This window comes from Roseibium sp. ROS1 (assembly GCF_054658215.1).
This window is the reverse complement of the sequence record NZ_BAAGIG010000008.1, coordinates 69,876-89,254: the sequence shown is the minus strand read 5'-3', so window position 1 is coordinate 89,254 and position 19,379 is coordinate 69,876. Positions and strand designations below refer to the sequence as shown.

Below are 19,379 nucleotides of genomic sequence, written 5' to 3'. Positions count from 1 at the left end.
GCGGGATGGAGCAGCCCGGTAGCTCGTCAGGCTCATAACCTGAAGGTCGCAGGTTCAAATCCTGCTCCCGCAACCAACAAATAACCCGGCCTCGCGCCGGGTTTTTTGTTGGTAACGGATACAGATTTTAAACTGACCAGCGCCCCCACAAAAAGCGCTATGCCCGACGCCCAAGGCCACAAAAACGCTCAAAGCCACCTACCGAAACAAACAAATAACCCCGGCAGATATCCTGACCGGGGTTTTTTGGTGCCTAACGCAACTCGACCGGAACCATTCCAGGGACACCCGAACGGCAAAGCCCAAAAGAAGCGCCGGAAACAAACCTAAACCGCTCCAAAAATCCAAAAGCCCCGCCAACATTACTGGTAGGGGCTCCGGGTATCTCTGATCCAAAAACCAAACCTAAGCCGTCGACAAAAAAACACCGCCCAACGTCGACGCCATCTCCTCAATCATACCGTCCTCAACAATCAAAGGCGGGGAAAGCGCGATGATGTCCCCTGTAACGCGGATCGGCAAGCCTGCTGAAAAGGTAAAGAAGCCTTCATGTGTAATAGCGTGCCGCATCCACTTGAAAGAACGCGACACGCCTTTGAGTTACAGCATCCAGGTTGCGATGCCAGGGAAGAACAGCAAGATTGCGAGAACAAAGAGCTGGAGCACGATAAACGGAAGCAGAGCTCCGTAGATGTTGCCGAGCGTAATGTCCGGTGGTGCCACGCTTTTCAAATAGAAGGCCGCCGGTCCAAACGGTGGGGTCAGGTAGGAGACCTGCATGTTGACTGCAAACAGGATGCCGAACCAGATCGGATCATATCCCAGCTGAACGACAATCGGCACGAAGATGGGCAAGGTCAAAAGGGCGATCCCGATCCAGTCCAGGAACATGCCCAGCACTAGCAGGATCAGCATCATGATCAGAATGACGGCCACGGGCGACGCGTCGAGACCAAGCATGACCGCGGAGACGAAGCGGTTGCCCCCCATGAGGTTGTAGACACCGACGAGCACGGCTGCGGCGATCCCGATCCAGATGATCATGCCGCAGGTTTCCAGCGTGTGGACCAGACTGTCCTGAAGCATACGGGCGTTAAGTTCCCTGCGAAGCAGTGCGATGATGAGCACTGACGAAACCCCGAGTGCAGCTGCTTCGGTGATAGAGGCGATGCCTCCATATATGGAACCCAGAACCGCTACCACGATGAAGACCGGGGCGATCAGGGACCGGATCGCACTTCCTATTGTCTCTTCGGCGCGTTCTTCCGCGGAAATTGGTGGCCCGAGGTCCGGGTTTCGGAAACAGCGTACAAGAACATAAGCGATATAGCAGCCGAGCAGCATCAGGGCAGGTGTGACTGCCGCAACGAAGAGGTCGGCAATGGAAACACTTGCCACCAGCCCGTAAATGATCAGAACGATCGAGGGCGGCATCATGGTCCCAAGCGAACCACCTGCGCAAACGACCCCGATTGACAGGTCGCGGTCATATCCAAGCCGCAGCATCTGGGGCAATGCCAGAATTCCCAGAAGAACGATCTCACCACCGATGACGCCGGACATGGCGGCCATCAGGGTGGCGACGATCAGCGTTTGAACGGCGACACCACCTGGCAACCGTCCGGCAAGCACCCTCATTCCGTTGAAGAGGTCCTTCGCGATTCCTGATCTGTCGAGGAGCGCCGCCATCAGGATGAACATCGGAATGGCGACGAGGGAATATTCCGTAATGAAGCCGAAGATGCGAGCCGTAACCAGCGGCAGCGCATTTCCTCCAAACCAACCGAACGTGAAAACCAGGGCTACGAGCCCCGTCACCCAGGCGAGAGGCTGGCCTGTAAGCAACAACACGAAGATGCTGCCAACGAGCAGAATTGTACCGTATTCAATACCCAGATCGTTGAGGCCCATGTCATTGGCCTCCGCGTTCGCTGTAGGCAGCGTCATCGCCGCGGATCGCCTTGATGAGGTGCATCAGGGTCTGAACGAACATCAGGCAAACGCAAATCAGAATAATGATTTTCAGCAGTGCCGGTGTCGGTGGGTTCCACGCAGTACCCGTGCCCTCCAGATGGATATCGCCGTTTGGTCGGTGGGTAGCCTTCCAGGCCATTGTCGCGCCCGCGTATCCCAGTCCTGCAAAGAAGATCATCGCGATCAATGAATTGACGATATCCAGCCATCGGCGCACACGAGGCGAAACCGAGTCATAAATCATGCGCACGCGAATATGCTTGTCGCGAGCGAGCGCTACGGGGCCGCCGATCAGGAAGATGGCTGCTATGAGGAAGGTCGTGCTCTCGTGAGCCCAATACGTCGGGCTATCAAAAACGTAGCGGGCGATAACCTCATATACGCTGATGGCAAACGCCAGAAAGATAGCCCAGGCAAAGAGCTTCGCGGACCCGGCAATGAACCGGTCCAGGCCGGTTCGCAGGTTCGCCTGGCCATTGTCCTCCAGGTCACTCACATCCGGATTGTCCGGCATGGATTCTTCTCCCGTCGCGCAGTTGGCAAGCTGTTGTGGAAATAGGGGATGGCCAATCAGTCTTAGCTGACGGCCACGCACCGGCATCTCGTTTCACCCGTTATGGACAGATAGAAACAAGGTCAGGCCGCACCCGAACCTTTTGGTCCGGGTGCGGCTGCGTCAACGGAACGTTGGTCAGATCAGAGCTGGTTCCGGCCCTTCAGATAAGCGACCACCGAATCGTAGTAGCGTTGGGTGAGGTCGTTCTTGCCGGCCCAGTTTTCCCATTCCTGCTGCGCGATCCTGCGGAACTTCGCTCGCTCGTCGCCGGACCAGTTGACAATTTCGATCTCCGGGTTTGCCTTGGCTTCCTCGACTGCGGCCGCATCGAGTTTGCGTACGGAATAAACGTGATTGAAAATGAACTGGTCAACGGAGGCGTTCAGGACAGCCTTCAGGTCGTCCGGAAGTTCATCCCAGATTGATTTGGTCATCGAAATGTCGATCAGCGGCAGGGAATGAAAGCCCGGATACAACGGATAGTGGGCAACGTCGTTCATGCCCTGCGACTGGTTGGTCGCAAAAACCGTATAATCGGCGGCCTGGACAACGCCCTTGTCGAGAGCGGTGAAGACCTCTGAACCGGGAAGTGCAACCGGAGAGGCACCTGCCTTGGAGAAGATCTCGTAGACCATGCCTTCCGGTGCGCGCATCTTGACGCCCTTCAGGTCTTCCACAGAGCGGATCGGAACACTGGAAACGAAAGCTTCCGGCTCAGTTGCTGCCGCTCCGATGAAATGGACGCCATAGGGCTCGACCAGTTCGGCGTAAAGCTCGTGACCGCCACCGGATTGCATGAACCCGATCAATTCGAACGGATCGCTCCAGGCACCGACCAGGTTGCCCATCATCGCAAAAGCGGGATCCTTCCCGGCGAAATAGCTCGGATCGGTCAGATGTCCCTGAAGAATGCCAGTGCCAACGGCATCAAGCGTATCGGTATGCGGGACGACGGCACCAATCGGCAAAATCTCGATCTCGATCCGTCCGCCGGACATTTTCTCAACGTTTTCAGCCCACTTCTGCTTGTTGATGAAACCGGGTTCACCGGCCGTTTCCGAGGTCTGGAAGGTCCAGTTGTAGTCGGCGGCCGTTGCTGCGGTCGGTGCTGAAAAGACCGACAGGGCAAGCAAGCTTGTTAGAATTCCGGTCTTCAGTGACGACAAACGCGCAAAACTTCCTTCCACAGTCACAGTTTGTTTGATGCGTGCTGCAAGGTGTTGAAATTGCACACCGCCGCGCATCGCTTTCGTGTCTTCGTGATAATTATTCGATTGCATGTTTTCCTCCCACATACATCGCCACGAGTTGGCTAGCCAACGCCAGGCCCGTCACGTTACGCGGCCGGAAACCAAATATGACAGGTCAATTCACGCAATCCATTTGCGGGAATCCGCAATTTGGGTGTTGTTGCCGGCATTGCAGCCCAGGGATGTGGGGGACTCAGTGCGGCGACCTTGCGTGACGGGGTATCGAGGGAGGCGTTCAGATCTTACCTTGATCGGATGGAGCGTGCGTGCGACCGACACCGACGCCAGGTGATCGCATTATCCGCGCAGGAGAAGGCCTTGCCCAAGTACATAACGCCCTGGAAACGAGTGCTTCCAGGGCGTTTTTCTTGTCATTTGGTCCAGCTTCAAGCGGCCGTGTTCTGAGCTTGCGGCTGCTCTGCTGGTTCCTCGTGTTGCGCAAGCGGGCGATTGCCCGAGAGCTTGCGGACCAGCACGTAGAACACCGGCGTCATGAAGATTCCGAAGAAGGTCACGCCGATCATGCCGGAGAAGACCGCGATGCCCATCGCGGCTCGCATTTCCGCACCGGCACCGGTGGAAAGCACAAGCGGAACCACACCCATGATGAAGGCCATCGAGGTCATCAGGATCGGGCGCAGACGTAACCGGCTAGCTTCGACTGCCGCTTCAACCGGCGTGCGGCCTTCAAATTCCAGTTCCCTTGCGAATTCCACGATCAGGATCGCGTTTTTCGCCGAAAGCCCGACCAGCACCACCAACCCGATCTGGGTGAAGATGTTGTTGTCGCCATGGGTCAGCCAGACGCCTGTCAGGGCGGCAAGGACACCCATCGGTACGATCATGACGATCGCCACCGGAAGCATCAGGCTTTCATACTGGGCGGCAAGCACCAGGTAGACCAGAAGCAGGGCCAGAGGAAAGACCAGGAACCCGGAGCTGCCGGCAAGGATCTGCTGGTAGGTCAGGTCTGTCCACTCGAAGGCGATGCCTTTGGGCAGGGTTTCCTCCGCGATCCGCTCGACCGCTGCCTGGGCCTGGCCGGAGGAAAACCCGGGAGCCGGGCCACCATTGATGTCAGCCGCAAGGAAACCGTTGTAGCGGGTTGCCCGTTCCGGCCCGGTGGTGGCCTCCACCTTCAACAGGGCGGAAAGCGGGATCATCTGGCCGGTGGCAGAGCGGACCTTCAACTTGCCGATATCGTCGGCATGCGCCCGGTACTGGGCGTCCGCCTGCACCCGGACACTGTAAGTGCGACCGAAGGCATTGAAGTCGTTGACATAAAGTGAACCCAGGTAGATCTGCAGCGTCTCGAATACGTCCGTTACCGATACGCCGAGCTGTTCCGCCTTGGTGCGATCAAGATCCGCATAAAGCTGGGGCACATTGATCTGGAAACTGGAGAACAATCCAGCCAGTTCCGGCGTCTGATAGGCTTTGGCCAGGAAGGCCTTGTTGGCCGCGTCGAGTGCCTGGTAGCCGAGACCTGCCCGGTCCTCGATCTGCAGTTTGAACCCGCCGGTGGTGCCAAGGCCCTGAACAGGCGGCGGCGAGAACATGGCGATAAACGCGTCCTGGATCGTGCCGAACTTCTGGTTCAGCTGCATCGCAATGGCGTCGCCGGACAATTCCGGAGACTTGCGTTCCTCGAAATCCGTCAGGGTGGCGAAGACGATGCCGGCGTTGGAAGAGTTGGTAAAGCCGTTGATCGACAGGCCCGGGAAGGCGATGGCGTGTTCGACACCTTCCTGCTCCATGGCGATCTCGCTCATCCGGCGGATGACGTCTTCGGTCCGGTCCAGCGTGGCAGCGTCGGGAAGCTGGGCAAAGCCGATCAGATACTGTTTGTCCTGTGCCGGCACGAAGCCGCCGGGGACTGTTGTGAAGAGGCTGTAGGTTGCCCCTGCAAGTGCCATGTAAACCACCATGACGATGGTCTTGCGGGACAACAGGCCGCCGACGCTCTTGCCATAGGCGTTGGAACCGGCGCCGAAGGCCCGGTTGAAGCCCTTGAAGAACCAGCCGAACAGGAAGTCCATCGAACGTGTCAGCCAGTCCTTGGGCGCATGGTGATCCTTCAGGAGAAGGGCGGCCAGGGCCGGGGACAGAGTGAGCGAGTTGATGGCCGAGATGACAGTCGAGATTGCGATCGTTAGTGCGAACTGGCGATAGAACTGACCCGAAAGGCCGGTGATGAAGGCCAGCGGGACAAACACCGCCACAAGCACCAGTGCAATGGCGATGATTGGTCCGGAGACTTCCTTCATGGCCTTGTAGGTTGCCTGGCGCGGGTTCAGTCCGTTTTCGATGTTTCGTTCGACGTTTTCAACGACCACGATCGCGTCATCGACCACGATGCCGATCGCGAGAACCAGCCCGAAGAGGCTGAGAGCGTTGATGGAAAAGCCGAAGACATACATGACTCCGAAGGTGCCGATGATCGACACGGGCACGGCGATCAGCGGAATGATCGATGCACGCCATGTCTGCAGGAACAGGATCACGACGAGGACCACAAGCACCACGGCTTCCAGCAGCGTGTCGACCACCTTCTCGATGGAGGATCGGACAAACTTTGTGGTGTCGTAGACGATCTCGTATTTGACGCCGTCAGGCATGGCGACCTGAAGGTCGTTCATGGTCTCGACCACTGCGTCGGAGATCGCAATAGCGTTGGAACCGGGTGCCTGGAACACGGGAATGGCGACGGCCGGTTTGCCGTCGAGCAGGGAGCGCAGCGAATAATCGGCTGCACCAAGCTCGATCCGGGCAACGTCGCGCAACCGGGTGACCTCACCGTTTTCACCGGTGCGGACAATGATGTTGCCGAACTCTTCCGGTGTCTGAAGACGACCTTGCGCATTGACGCTGAGCTGAACGTCGACACCCTTCAGGTTTGGCGAAGCGCCGATAATTCCGGCCGCGGCCTGCACGTTCTGTTGGCGGATGGCGTTGGTGATGTCGCTGGCTGCCAGGTTATGGCCGGCCGCCTTTTGTGGGTCGACCCACACACGCATGGAGTAATCGCCGGAGCCGAACACCTGCACCTGGCCGACACCCTGCAGGCGGGCCAGCCGGTCCTTGATGTTGAGGACGGCATAGTTGCGCAGGTAGGTGATGTCGTAGCGATTGTCCGGCGAGGTCAGGTTCACGACCATCATCAGATCGGGTGAACTTTTCACCGTGGTTATGCCAAGGCTTCTTACTTCCGCCGGAAGACGGGGTTCGGCTTGCGAAACGCGGTTCTGGACAAGCTGCTGGGCCTGGTCGGGATCGGTGCCGAGCTCGAACGTCACCGTGAGTGTCATGACGCCGTCAGAGGTCGCCTGGCTGGACATGTAGAGCATGCCCTCGACACCGTTGATCTGTTCTTCCAGCGGCGTTGCCACCGTCTCGGCAATGACCTTCGGGTTCGCCCCCGGATAGGCGGCGCGCACAACGATCGATGGCGGCACCACCTCGGGGTATTCGGAGATCGGCAGCGCCCGCAGACCGATCAGGCCGGCGATGAGGATGAGGACAGACAGCACACCGGCAAAGACCGGGCGGTCGACGAAGAATCTCGAGATATTCATATCCAGGCCCTTTCCGGTCGGAAATCGGGACAACACGTCCCCGGCCGGTGGCGGCGCCACCGGCAATCATGACTTGAATTGTTGAAGAGGGGAGGTGGAGCGCAAGGCGCTCCACCTGTTCACTCAGTTTGCAGCGGCAACGTCGTTTTCGAGCTGAGGATCGACAAGTGCACCAGAGCGGATCCGTTGCAGGCCGTTGACGACGATCCGTTCACCCGGTTCGAGGCCGCTGTCGACGATACGTGCACCTTCCGCGGTTCTGCCCAGGTCGATCGGCCTGTATGCCACTTTGTTGTCGTCACCGACGACATAGACATATTTCTTGTCCTGGTCGGTGCCGATGGCGCGTTCGCTGATCAGGACCTTCTGTTCAGGCCTTGGCTCACCCATGCGGATGCGCACGAACTGGCCCGGGATCAGCCTGCCGCCGGGATTGTCGAAGACCGCCCTGACCCCAATGGTGCCGCTGACGGCGTCAACCTGGTTATCGACCAGCTGCAGCTTGCCCTTCACCGGGTGTCCGGCGGTTGACGAGGTTTCGATTTCGACGGGGATCATGTCCAATGGCGGCACCGCAGCATCTGTCTGCGGCAACTCGGCCAGAACCCGCGAGACCAGGTCTTCACTTGCGTTGAAGCTTGCATAGATCGGATCGACAGAGACAAGGGTTGTCAATGCCGGCGATGCGGAGCCCGCGGCAACGAGATTGCCGACGGTGATCTCGATCTTGCCGACACGACCCGACACGGGTGCCAGCACCTTGGTGTAGCCAAGTTCCAGCTTGGCCGACCTGAGAGCTGCCTTGACGGTTCTGAGGTTGGCCTGTGCTTCGGCGTAGGTGTTGCGGCGCTGGTCGAGAACGCTTTGGGAGATGGTCCGGTTTTCGATCAGCTTGTTGCCACGGTCCAGTTCCAGCTTGGCGAGGTTGAGCTGTGTTTGCGCCAGTTCAACCTGACCTTCCCTCTGAGCGACGGCGGCCTCGTAGGGAGCCGGGTCAATGGTGAAGAGCAGGTCACCTGCTTCCACCAATGCGCCTTCACGGAAATCGACGGATTGAATGGAGCCGGCCACACGGGAGCGGATCTGCACCCGGTCAACGGCTTCAAGCCTGCCGGAGAAATCTTCCCACACGGTTATCTCTCGGGATTTGACCTCGGCAACGGTCACCGGCACCGCCGGGATGGCGACTGTACCGCCCGCGGCCGTTGCAGGGCTGCTTGCCGGAAGGTTCATGATGAGGACAGCGGCTGAAACAGAGACAGCAACTGCCAGACTGGCGCCCGTCAGGGCCCAGCGCTTGCTTCTTGATGTCATTGGTCTCTCCTTGGAACCCCTGCTGAAAACACAATCTTCAGAAGGGTTTGGATATCAAATCAGTGGACGCTGACGGACTGCACGAAACCGGAAAATTGCGTGCTTACGGTTTCTTGCCAGGATGGGGTCTCGTCCGTCTTTCCGCCGTAGAGTGATGGCCAGCCTGTCCCGGCGGGGAGAACATGCTGGTGAACTTCAACGCCTGCATTTTTCAGGCAGGTCGCAAAGCCGAGTGTTTCGTCCTTGAGCGGGTCGTCCTGAGAAGACAGAACAAGCGCGGGGGCAACGCCGGTCAGGCGTGAGCACATGCATGGGGCCGCATAGGGGTGGCACATGCCGGTGCTGAGATAGTGGCTCCAGCCGTCGGCCCAGATGTCCTTCATGCCGAGATCGCCGGCCTTCTGAAACGATGCAGAGCCCATGAAAGGATCAAGCAGAGGTGACAGAAGGATCTGCCCGTCAAGTTCATCGGCGAAATGATCCCGCGCCTTCAGCGCGACCGCTGCGGCGATGTTGCCGCCAGCCTCGACGCCGCCGACAAGAAGCAGGGATTTCCGGTTCCCAAGGCCGGCGCGCTTTTTCGCCAGATAGGAGAAGATCGAAAACCCCGTTTCCAGCGGCTTCGGAAAAACGCTGCCAAGAGGTACATTGTAGTCCGGCATCACGACAATGGCGCCGGTTTCGGCAATGAGATGCGCAAACTCGCTTTCCTGCGGGACGGTGCCTTGAAAAGCGCCGCCGTGAAAATAGATGAGGACTGGCGGCGACTTGCTGTATTCGGCACCCTGGTAGACACGTGCCGCCACGGGGCCGATGGCCACCTTGTCGAGTGTCATATCCTTGATCTGCACCGTCATTTTCAGCGCCGTTTCGTGTCTGTTGGTTGAGGGAGAACTGGGTACACCAGCTCTCTTGCATGTCCGATAGGTATTGTTGTTCCAACTCTGGAATAAGGGGTGTATTATTGGTTTCACTATTCGAATTTTCGAATAATAAGCCTATTTTTTGATCAGGACGCCCAGAAATGGATCAACTCTCCGCCATGCGCGCCTTTGTGAGGGTGGTTGAAACAGGAAATTTCACCCGAGCCTCCGATTCCCTTCAGATGCCGAAGGCGACGGTTACCAACCTGATCCAGAATCTCGAGAAACATCTGCAGACCAAATTGCTCAACCGGACAACGCGGCGCGTCATCGTGACGACGGACGGCGCGCTTTATTATGAGCGGGCCGTTCAGATTGTTTCGGAGGTCGACGAACTTGATGCCAGCCTGTCCCAGGCCCAGAGCAATCCCGGTGGGCGGCTGCGCGTTGAAATGTCAGGGGCCTTTGCCGACTGGTTCGTGATACCGGAGCTTGGCGGTTTTTACGAAAAGTACCCGGATATCCGTATCGACCTCGGGATCGGTGACAGGACAGTCGACTACCTGGCAGAGAATGTCGATTGTGCCTTGCGTGGTGGTGCTCCGGCTGATCAGTCGCTGATTGCACGGCGGGTGGCGGAGGTCGGCCTGACCACTTGCGCGGCAGCGTCCTACCTGGAACGGGCAGGTACACCGGAAACCCCGGCAGACGTGAAGGCGAACCACTATTGCGTCAACTATTTCGTTGCCGCCACCGGACGCACACACCCGTTCACCTTCCGCAAGGACGGTGAGGAAATTCTGGTCGACGGACGCTATCATTGCTCGGTCAACGATGCCCGCAGCTATGTGGCGGCGGCCGTTGCCGGTCACGGCATCGCGCAGCTGCCTGACTTCATGGTGCGGGAAGAGCTGAAGCGCGGGGACCTCGTGCCGCTGCTGACGGAGTGGTCTGCCGACACCATTCCGCTTTATATCGTCTACCCGCCCAACCGGCACCTTTCGAACAAGGTTCGCGTTTTTGTCGATTGGCTGGTGCGCCTGCTTGCCGATGTGCCGGCGCCCGCCCAGTCTTCGGTATGAAATGCTGGCAAGGGGCGCAGCGCAAGAAGGCTATCCTCCGAAAGGCTGACCCCAATCAGATGCCGAACCTGTCCCGCAGCCGATAGACCAGCACCGATGGTGCCAGGAACCACGGATTGCCCTGGTATAGCGGCCGGGTCGGGAAGGGGATCTTCTCGAACGCGGAGAGTGATTTTTCTCGGCCGGCAGCTTTCTGGCCCATACGCATGCCGAGATAACTCGCCATACCCACCCCGGACCCGCAATAGCCGCCCGCGTGAAACAGGCCGTTGTCTTCGCCAGCATGGGCGAGTGTGTCGAAGGTGTAGCCGACAAACCCCATCCAGGCGTGGCTGATCCGAACGGAGCCAAGTTCCGGAAAGAGGGCCGTCATATCGCGGTGGAGCTTTAGCGCGCTGTTGCGCGGGTCCGTTTCGCTCAAGGAGACCCGGCCGCCAAACAGCACGCGCTTCCGGTCGGGGGACAGCCGGTAGTAATAGACCAGTTTTCTGGTGTCGGAGAGGACCCGGTCCGTCGGAAACAGCCGGTCAATCGTTTCACTCGGGATTTCTTCCGTCGCGATCACGTAGGAGCCGATCGGGATCAACCGCCGCTGAAGCCAGGGCGACAGGGGGCCGGAGTAACCATTGGTCGCCAGAATGACCTTGCCTGCCTTGAGGGAGCCGTCGCTTGTCAGGACCTTGAAGCCTGACGTCTCGCGTTCAAGCGACACCACCCGGCACTTGCCGCGCACCATCGCGCCTTCCGCCAGCACCTTGTTCAAAAGTGAAGGATGGTACTTGCTGACATCGATGCTGCAATGATGCGGATTGACGATACCGCCATGATAGGCATCGGTCCCAAGCTCCTGTGCCATGTCGCTTTTCGGCACCATGAAGGCATCGGTCTTCCACACGGGGTGTCCGGCGGCACAATCTCTGGCAAGGCTCTCGTAAAGATGGGGCTTGTGAGCGCCGTGGAAGCGGCCGGTTTCCCGTAAGCCCATCTCCAGTCCATCTTCCCTTGAAAGTGCGTGCATGTAGTCGAGGGACGCCTGGCCTTCCAGGCAAAGCTGGGTGGCGAGCTCCCTGCCATAGCGGCCCGCCAGGTTGGAAAAGGACGGCTTGAGGCTGGTCGAAAGCTGGCCGCCATTGCGCATGCTGCAGCCCCAACCCGGGTCTTCCGCATCGAGAACCAGTGTGCCGAGGCCTTCACGGGCGGTCTGCAGTGCGGCGTTCAGGCCGGTGTACCCACCGCCAACCACCAGCACATCGACCTCTGGGGGCAAACCTGTATCCGGCAGTACGAGTTTGGGCGCGATATCCTGCCAGTATGGTGTCGTCTTGTAGTTGTCCGCAAAAAGAGCCTGAGTCATTACGTGCCTTACGCCGCTCGTGTGTCTTCCAGGATAAGGTCCGCGCCTTTTTCGCCGACCATGATCGCAGGTGCGTTGGTGTTGCCGGACGTGACCGTCGGGAAAATAGAGGCATCGACAACCCGAAGCCCTTCGACCCCGTAAACCCGTAGGCGCGTGTCGACGACGTTTTCGTTCGCGTCCGGTCCCATGCGGCAGGTGCTGACAGGGTGGAAGACCGTGGAACAGCGGCTGCGGACATCCGCCAGCATGTCCTCGTCGGTCTGGACACCCGGGCCGGGTGTGATCTCCTCGTCGATAACCGATTGCATGGCAGGGCTTTCGGCGATCTTGCGCATCAGCTTGCTGCCTTCGATCATCTCCGTGAGATCGCGGTTGGTGCTGAGCGAGTTCGGGTGGATCTCCGGCATGTCGAACGGATCGGAGGAGCGCAGGCAGATATGGCCGCGGCTGGTAGGCCGCGTCGGCTGGAAGCCGAGGAGGAAGCCGGGGAACGGGTCCGGGTTCATCAGCGGACGTTTCCCCTTCGGCGCCTTGGTGTAGCTGACTGGCGAGAAATACAGCTGGATGTTCGGCCGTTCACAATCCGGATTGCTTCTGACAAAGCCACCAGCCTGATTGACACTGAGCGACAGTGGACCACTGCGGGTCAGGACATAGCGGATGCCCTGGGCGAGCTTGCCCCACCAGGGATAAAGCTGCTGGTTCAGCGTCGGCACTTTGGACCGGTAGAGATAGTCGAGACCGAGATGGTCCTGAAGGTTCTTGCCGACAGCAGGGCTGTGCAAGGTGGAGGAAATGCCCTTGGCCTGCAGTTCCGCGCCATCACCAATGCCGGACAACATGAGGATTTGCGGCGAGTTGACGGCACCTGCACTGAGGATCACTTCCCGTCGGGCCTTCACGGTCTGCTCGGTGCCGCCTCGGCTGTAGACGACACCGGTCGCCCGTCCGTTTTCAAGGATCAGCCGGGTCGTGTGTGCGTTGGTCAGGATGGAGACATTCTGACGTTTTTTCGCGCGTGAAAGATAGGCACGGGCCGTCGACATGCGGAACCCGTTTTTCGCGGTTATCTGGTAGAGGCCGACACCTTCCTGGCTTCTGCCATTGAAATCCGGGTTACGGCTGAAGCCGGCTTCCTCGCTGGCTGCCAGGAAGTTTTGACACAGCGGGTGGACGTCCTTGTCCATGGAGGAGACATAAAGGGGGCCATCCCCGCCGCGATAGTCGTCGGCACCGTTGCAATTGGTTTCCGAGCGCTTGAAATAGGGCAGAACGTCCTGCCAGCCCCAGCCGGTGTTGCCGAGGGCCTTCCAGTCCTCGAAATCCGCATGCTGACCGCGAATATAGACCATGGCATTGATAGAACTGGACCCACCCAGCACCTTGCCGCGCGGCCAGTAGCCGGAGCGGTCGTTGAGCCCCGGGTCCGCTTCGGTGTGGTACATCCAGTTGATGTTCCGGTTATAGAAAGCCTTGCCGTAGCCGATCGGCATCCAGATCCAGAAATTGAGATCCGAGCCGCCCGCCTCCAGAAGGCAGACGGTGTATTTGCCGTCTTCCGACAACCGGTCGGCAAGCACCGAGCCTGCCGAGCCCGCGCCGACGATGACAAAGTCGAACTCCGCCATGAATGCTCCTATTGAGAGGTCTTGTCGCGCTGGATGGCAATCGATAGCAGCGCAAGCAGTCCGGACCCGACCATGAGCACGAAGGAGACGGCATTGAGGACCGGCGTCGAGCCGACCTTTGCCATCCGGTCATACATGGTGATCGTCAGCGGCGCTTCCGAGCCGACAAGAAATAGCGTGGTGTTGAAGTTCTCGAACGAGACCAGGAAGGCGACGATGCCGGCCGCGATCATCGCCGGTCGCAGGAAGGGCAGTGTGACGGTGCGCAACACGCGGACCCGACTTGCCCCCAGGTTGAAGGCGGCTTCTTCCATCGTGGCGTCGAATTTCTTCAGCCGGGCCGTGATCACCAGCGAGGTGATGGTGGTGATGAAGGAAAACTGCCCGAACACGACAAGCAGAAGGCCTGGCCTCAGGAACTCAAGCTCCAGATCGAACCTGTTTTCCATGTAGTTCGCGGTGTCACTGGCCAGGACCAGGATGGAGATGCCGAGGATGACACCCGGGATCACCAGCGGCACCACCATCAGAATGTAGAAGAAGTTCTTGCCCGGAAACTCGCCACGCACGAACAGGAACGCATTGGTCGTGCCGACGAAGACGGAGAGCGCCGCCACGAAGATTGCGATGACGAAGGAATAATAAAGCCCCTGCAGCAAACGCCGGTCATGGAACATGCCGAGTTTTGGTTCGGTATCGCTGAAGAACCAGTCCAGCGTGAAACCTTGCCAGGGCAGTGCCGGGAACAGGCTGTCGTTGAAGGCGAAGGCTCCGGCTGAAATCAGCGGCGCTGCCAGGAAGATGAAGAAGGCAACGACATAGAGCCGGTAGCCCATCAGGAACGGAGAGGAGTTCTTTTGCGCAAGCATCGTCTGTCCTCCTCAGCTCTTGGCCACGGTGTTGGCGAGGGTCTGACCGGAGAGTTTCAGGCCGAGCCAGATCACGACGGAGGTAAAAATCAGGAGCAGCATGCCGAAGGCCGCGCCTCCCTCCCAGTTGAAGCGGGTGATGAACTGATTGTAGATCTGTTCGGTAAACCAGCTCGAATTCTTGCCGCCGAGCAGGATCGGCGTCAGGTAGGAACCTGCCGTCAGCATGAAGGTGACGATACAGCCGGCCACGATGCCCGGCATCGCGTAGGGAATGATGATCCGGCGCAGCACTGTAAAGCCGCTGCCACCCAGATTGTACCCGGCCTCGATCATTGAATTGTCCATGCCGTCCAGCGTCGAAACCAGTGGCACGATCATGAACAGGATCACGGTGTAGACGAGGCCGATGATGACCGCGATGTCGTTGTAGAGAAACTCGACAGGCTGGCCGACCAGTCCGGTCCAGAGCAGGAAATTCGAAATCACACCGGTTTCGCGCAACAGCAGGATCCAGCCGAAGGAACGGATCAGGTCGCTGACCCAGAGCGGGATCAGGCAGAGCAGGAACAGACCACCCCTGGCACGCGGCCCCGCGATCTTGGCAATGTAGTAGGCAATGGGAAAGCCGATCAGCAGCGCCAGGGCTGTGACCAGCAGGGACATGGATCCGGTTCGAAGAAGCGTGTTCCAGTAGATCGGTTCGTTGATGAAATCCAGATAGTTGGCGAAGCTATACTCATAGACGCGCGGTGCCACTTTCTCGCGGAAGGAGAGGAGCACCATGCCGATGTGCGGCAGAATGATCAGCAGCAGGATCCAGAGCGCGAAAGGCGAAAACAGCAGGATCAGCGACAGCCGTTTGATGTCCTTGTTCTGCATCATGCGCTCTCCGCGCGGGCAAAACACATGGCTTGCCGGGACGACCAGATCAGGCGCACGTCTTCTCCGGGTTTCAGGTCGTTGTTGCCGGTTACCGTCACATCGGACTCGATAAGCTCGCCGCTGCCGGTCCGTACGAGAACACGGCTGTTGGCACCGTTGAAGAGCAGGCTGTCGATGACACCGCTCATCTGGTTGTCGCCTTCTGTCAGGGCCTGGTCCGCTTCGGATGCGCGCACCGTGCGGATGAATTCCGGCCGCACGAAAATCTCCACCTTGTCGCCATCACGAATGGTTTGATCCGCGCCGGCACTGAAACTCATCGAAAGCCCCTGATCCGTTTCCACCTTGCCACCCGTGCCATCTGCGGATTTCACCGTGCCGGACCAGCGGTTGCTGTCGCCAACAAAGCCGGCGACGAAGGCGGTCTTGGGGTGATGATAGAGATCCTGCGGCGTGCCGATCTGTTCGAAAATGCCCTGGTTCATGATGGCGACGTTATCGGACATCACCAGTGCTTCCGACTGATCGTGGGTGATGTAGATAAAGGTCGTGTTGAACTGGTGCTGCAAAAGTTTCAACTCGATCTTCATCGCTTCGCGCAGCTTCAGATCGAGCGCGCCGAGCGGTTCATCGAGCAAGAGTACATCCGGATCGAGCACCATGCAGCGAGCAATGGCGATGCGCTGTTTCTGACCGCCGGACAACTGGTGGATTTCCCGCTCGCCAACGTCGGGCAGGGCAATCCGCTCCAGTACGTCCTGGACCTTGCGCTTTATTTCCGCATTGCCCACGCCCGCGCACCTGAGGCCATAGGCGATGTTCTCGTAGACGTTCATCATCGGGAACAGCGCCAGATGCTGGAACACCATCTTGACGTTGCGCCGGTTGGGCGGCACGCCGAGTACCGACTTGCCCTTGATCTTGATATCGCCGGAGGTCGGGTCCTCGAAACCCGCGATCATGCGCATCAGGGTTGTCTTGCCACAGCCCGACGGACCGAGAATGGAGAAGAACGAACCGCTCGGGATTTCGAAGGAGACGCCTTTGACGGCGCGAAATCCTCCAAAACTCTTGGCAAGGTCGAGGCATTCAAGATCGTAGGCGGGTGAGGTGTGTTTCATCAATGCGGGCCAACTGGAAGGGATCGGGGTTTGGAGCGCCGGGTTGTGTCCGGTTGCTTCTCTCCGGTGTTTTGATTTTTTCAAAAAGGAAAGGGCTGCCGGAATGGTTCCGGCAGCCCTGAACCTGATCAGCCGCCTGTGGCTGCCTTGATCTTCTCGAGGGTCTTGCCTTCCATGTCTTCCACGCCGGGAGGAATGTTGGCAAAGAACTTGAGATTGTCGATGTCGGCTGCGGTGAAGGCCGCATTCACGGCTGCCTTCTTGTCTTCCGGCAGCAGGTCGGTACCACCCTTGATCGCGGCAATCGCGCCGGTGCTGCCGGACATGATGGTCACGTTTTCCGGCCGCAGCACGAAGTTGATCCACTTGTAGGCGGCATCATCCGCCTTGCCCTTGCGCGGCAGGGCGAAGGTGTCGATCCAGGCTAGTGCGCCTTCCTTCGGCGGAACGAAGACAATGTTCTGGTTCTGGTCGTAGAGCTTGTAAGCGGTGGAATCCCAGGTTTCGGATGCCACGATTTCGCCTGACAGCATCATGGCGGACAGGTCGTCGCCGCCTTTCCAGTAAGCCTTGATGTTGTCCTTGCACTCGATCAGCTTGTCGGCGACCTTGTCCAGGATGCCCTGGTATTTCTCAAGGTCTGCGTAGGCCGCGAACGGATCTTCACCCATCGAGAAGGCCGTGCCGAGCAGGATCGTGCGCTTCAGGCGCATCGAGGTCTTGCCCTTGTAGGCCGGGTCGCACAGGTCGGCCCAGCTCGAAAGGTCCGGGGCCTTTGTCTTGTCGGCCATCAGGCCGGATGTGCCCCACTGGTGGGGAACCGCGTAGACTTCACCCTCGATCGTCGTGTTTGCCTTCACGCCGTCAAGCAGCTTGGCTTCCATCGCACCGGTGTCGATCTTTGAAAGATCCAGCGGCTTGTAGATGTCATATTCCAGCTGGGCCGCGTAGATGCGGTCGTGGCTTGGCTGGGCAAGGTCGAAGCCGGCACCACCAGTGGCGCGCAGCTTGGCAATCATTTCCTCGTTGTTGGAGAAGGTGACTTCAACATCAATGTCCGGATATTCTTCTTCAAATTTTTGGACCAGTTCGTCGGGAGCGTAAGACCCCCAGGTCAACAGGCGCAGGGTCTCTGCCTGGGCAGAGCCGGCACCGGCAAGCATGGTTGCGGCCAACAGGCCGGTTAGTGTTGTTTTCAAATGCATGACGTCCTCCTGAATGCACTCAGCGTACTAACCGGAAAAAAGCCTAGGTTGGAATTGGCCTGCCAAATATATCCATTGCAGATAATTTAGCAGTCCAATTGACCGAGGGTGCACCTTAGCTGGTGCAGCAAACAGGCAGGATTTTCTTGAGAACCTTCATGCCTTTGCGGATGTCATCCTGCGCGGAGCTGCCGAAGCCGAGGACAATGCCGCGCTGCGGTATCCGGCCGAGAGCGTAGCGAGACAGGGGGGCGGTGGTGATGCCGTGTTTGGCCGCTTCAGCGACGATCCTGTCTTCGTCGTATCGGTTCGACAAAAGGCCGACAGCATGAAAGCCGCTGCTGGTTGGCTGCAGGTCGATGTCTCCTGCAAGACTGGCGCTTTCTGCCATCAAGGTATCGTGACGGTGCTTGTAGAGTTGGCGCATGGTGCGGATGTGCGTTGCGAACATGCCTTCATCCATGAATTCGGCAACGATCGCCTGGGTGACGGTCGGAACACCGGCAAGCCAGGTCAGGCAGACCCGTTCGAAGCTTTCCACCAGGCCTTCCGGCACCAGAACGAAGCCGAGCCTGAGGGCCGGAAACAGGGACTTGGAGAAGGTGCCGACATAGATTACCCGGCCGTGGGTATCGATGCTCTTGAGCGTTGGTGGTGGCTGGTCGCCGAAATAGAACTCGCCGTCGTAGTCGTCCTCCACGATCATGGCGTCGGCTTCATTGGCGGCTGTCAGAAGCGCCAGGCGGCGGGAAAGGCTCATGACGTGGCCAAGCGGCTGCTGGTGGGATGGCGTTACGAAGGCGAGCCGAAAGTAGGGCGCCTTGGCAAGGCCGTCCTCGATGCAAAGACCTTCCTCGTCAACGGCGACAGGAATTGGCCTTGCGCCAATGGCAACAAAAGCGTTGCGCGCACCAATTGCGCCAGGATTTTCAAACCAGATCGGCTCACCCGGATTGACCAGCATGCCGCCGACCAGGGAAAATGCGCGCTGGGCGCCGTTGGTGATGAATATCTGTTCGGGGTCGCACTTGATGCCGCGGGAGGCATTGAGCTGACGGGCAATCGCCCGGCGCAGCGGCATGTAGCCGAAGGGTTCGCCGTAGCCGGCAATGTGGTCGCGGTCCTTGCGCCAGTGCCGCGCGGAGAGTTTTGCCCATTGCGCCATCGGAAAGGCGTCGAGCGCCGGCAGTGCTGTGACGAAGGCCTGCGATTTGTGCGGCAGGCGCGAGCGCAAGGTGAAATCCGGGATGGCATGCCGGGTCGCGTGGGAAAGGCGCGGCACGACGGGGGTGATGTCGCTGGCCTCCTGTGACGGCTTCGGCGCAAGGCGGGCGTTCAGCGCTTCGCTGACGAACGTGCCAGCGCCTACCCTTGCCTCCAGAAGACCTTCGGAAATCAGGCGGTCGGTCGCATCGATTACCGTCGTGCGGGAGACGCCGATCTCCTGCGCCAGGGTGCGTGTGGCCGGCATCCGGTCACCCGGGGTCAATGCCCCCGTCAGCAGCAGGTCGCGCAGGGCCATGTAGAGCTGGATCGAAATTTTCTTTTCGGCCGTCTTGTCGATCTTGATCGACGAGAGCACAGCGCCGGCATGCCGTTTCATCGCGTTCTCCCAAATTGGTATGAGAGTTTGCGCAAAACGGACCTTCTATCAAGTCCAATTCTGGATAAGGGTCGGTTCACGAGCCAACCCCTATCCA

14 protein-coding genes are annotated in these 19,379 nt (G+C 59.0%); 1 reads left to right on the top strand and 13 read right to left on the bottom strand.

The genetic code is table 11. The annotated features are described in order from the left end of the window. Positions 1–600 precede the first annotated feature (600 nt). From ACYQ6M_RS29300 to ACYQ6M_RS29275, 6 genes are all read right to left on the bottom strand, one after another. Positions 601–1,947, bottom strand: a complete 1,347-nt coding sequence (locus ACYQ6M_RS29300) for a TRAP transporter large permease (RefSeq protein ID WP_208984788.1) — start codon at positions 1,945–1,947, stop codon at positions 601–603. Beyond that, complete coding sequence (locus ACYQ6M_RS29295) at positions 1,913–2,488, bottom strand: TRAP transporter small permease subunit (RefSeq protein ID WP_031268996.1); 576 nt, start codon at positions 2,486–2,488, stop codon at positions 1,913–1,915. Before ACYQ6M_RS29295 ends, ACYQ6M_RS29300 begins: the two co-directional genes overlap by 35 nt. Before the next feature lie 182 nt (positions 2,489–2,670). Further along, the gene (locus ACYQ6M_RS29290) at positions 2,671–3,810 is read right to left on the bottom strand and encodes a TRAP transporter substrate-binding protein (protein WP_460077378.1); all 1,140 of its coding nucleotides are present in this window, start codon (positions 3,808–3,810) and stop codon (positions 2,671–2,673) included. Between the two features lie 356 nt (positions 3,811–4,166). After that, positions 4,167–7,355 carry an efflux RND transporter permease subunit gene (locus ACYQ6M_RS29285; RefSeq protein WP_055661520.1) on the bottom strand — a complete coding sequence of 1,063 codons (3,189 nt, stop codon included), beginning with the start codon at positions 7,353–7,355 and terminating at the stop codon, positions 4,167–4,169. 123 nt (positions 7,356–7,478) lie between these two features. Next, positions 7,479–8,669 carry an efflux RND transporter periplasmic adaptor subunit gene (locus tag ACYQ6M_RS29280; protein WP_023000087.1) on the bottom strand — a complete coding sequence of 397 codons (1,191 nt, stop codon included), beginning with the start codon at positions 8,667–8,669 and terminating at the stop codon, positions 7,479–7,481. Positions 8,670–8,728: 59 nt separating this feature from the next. Further along, the gene (locus ACYQ6M_RS29275) at positions 8,729–9,526 is read right to left on the bottom strand and encodes an alpha/beta hydrolase fold domain-containing protein (RefSeq protein ID WP_206911204.1); all 798 of its coding nucleotides are present in this window, start codon (positions 9,524–9,526) and stop codon (positions 8,729–8,731) included. A 167-nt stretch (positions 9,527–9,693) separates the two neighbouring features. Between ACYQ6M_RS29275 and ACYQ6M_RS29270 the strand changes: the two genes are divergently transcribed. Continuing rightward, on the top strand, positions 9,694–10,614 hold the full coding sequence (locus ACYQ6M_RS29270; protein ID WP_023000089.1) for a LysR family transcriptional regulator: 921 nt from the start codon (positions 9,694–9,696) through the stop codon (positions 10,612–10,614). 55 nt (positions 10,615–10,669) lie between these two features. On the opposite strand, the gene ACYQ6M_RS29265 is transcribed toward ACYQ6M_RS29270, so the two are convergent. From ACYQ6M_RS29265 to pdxR, 7 genes are all read right to left on the bottom strand, one after another. After that, entirely contained in the window at positions 10,670–11,968 is a 1,299-nt protein-coding gene (locus tag ACYQ6M_RS29265) for an NAD(P)/FAD-dependent oxidoreductase (protein ID WP_023000090.1), read from the bottom strand. A gap of 8 nt (positions 11,969–11,976) precedes the next feature. Next, on the bottom strand, positions 11,977–13,599 hold the full coding sequence (locus ACYQ6M_RS29260) for a GMC family oxidoreductase (RefSeq protein ID WP_460077375.1): 1,623 nt from the start codon (positions 13,597–13,599) through the stop codon (positions 11,977–11,979). Positions 13,600–13,607: 8 nt separating this feature from the next. Next, on the bottom strand, positions 13,608–14,468 hold the full coding sequence (locus ACYQ6M_RS29255; protein ID WP_055661526.1) for an ABC transporter permease: 861 nt from the start codon (positions 14,466–14,468) through the stop codon (positions 13,608–13,610). Positions 14,469–14,480: 12 nt separating this feature from the next. Then, positions 14,481–15,353, bottom strand: coding sequence for an ABC transporter permease (locus ACYQ6M_RS29250; RefSeq protein WP_023000093.1), 873 nt, complete (start codon positions 15,351–15,353; stop codon positions 14,481–14,483). Then, positions 15,350–16,474: an ABC transporter ATP-binding protein gene (locus ACYQ6M_RS29245; protein ID WP_460077372.1), complete on the bottom strand. Its 1,125-nt coding sequence runs from the start codon at positions 16,472–16,474 to the stop codon at positions 15,350–15,352. Before ACYQ6M_RS29245 ends, ACYQ6M_RS29250 begins: the two co-directional genes overlap by 4 nt. A gap of 128 nt (positions 16,475–16,602) precedes the next feature. Continuing rightward, complete coding sequence (locus ACYQ6M_RS29240) at positions 16,603–17,679, bottom strand: extracellular solute-binding protein (protein ID WP_460077370.1); 1,077 nt, start codon at positions 17,677–17,679, stop codon at positions 16,603–16,605. A gap of 115 nt (positions 17,680–17,794) precedes the next feature. Further along, on the bottom strand, positions 17,795–19,282 hold the full coding sequence (pdxR, locus tag ACYQ6M_RS29235) for a MocR-like pyridoxine biosynthesis transcription factor PdxR (RefSeq protein WP_055661528.1): 1,488 nt from the start codon (positions 19,280–19,282) through the stop codon (positions 17,795–17,797). Between the last annotated feature and the right edge of the window lie 97 nt (positions 19,283–19,379).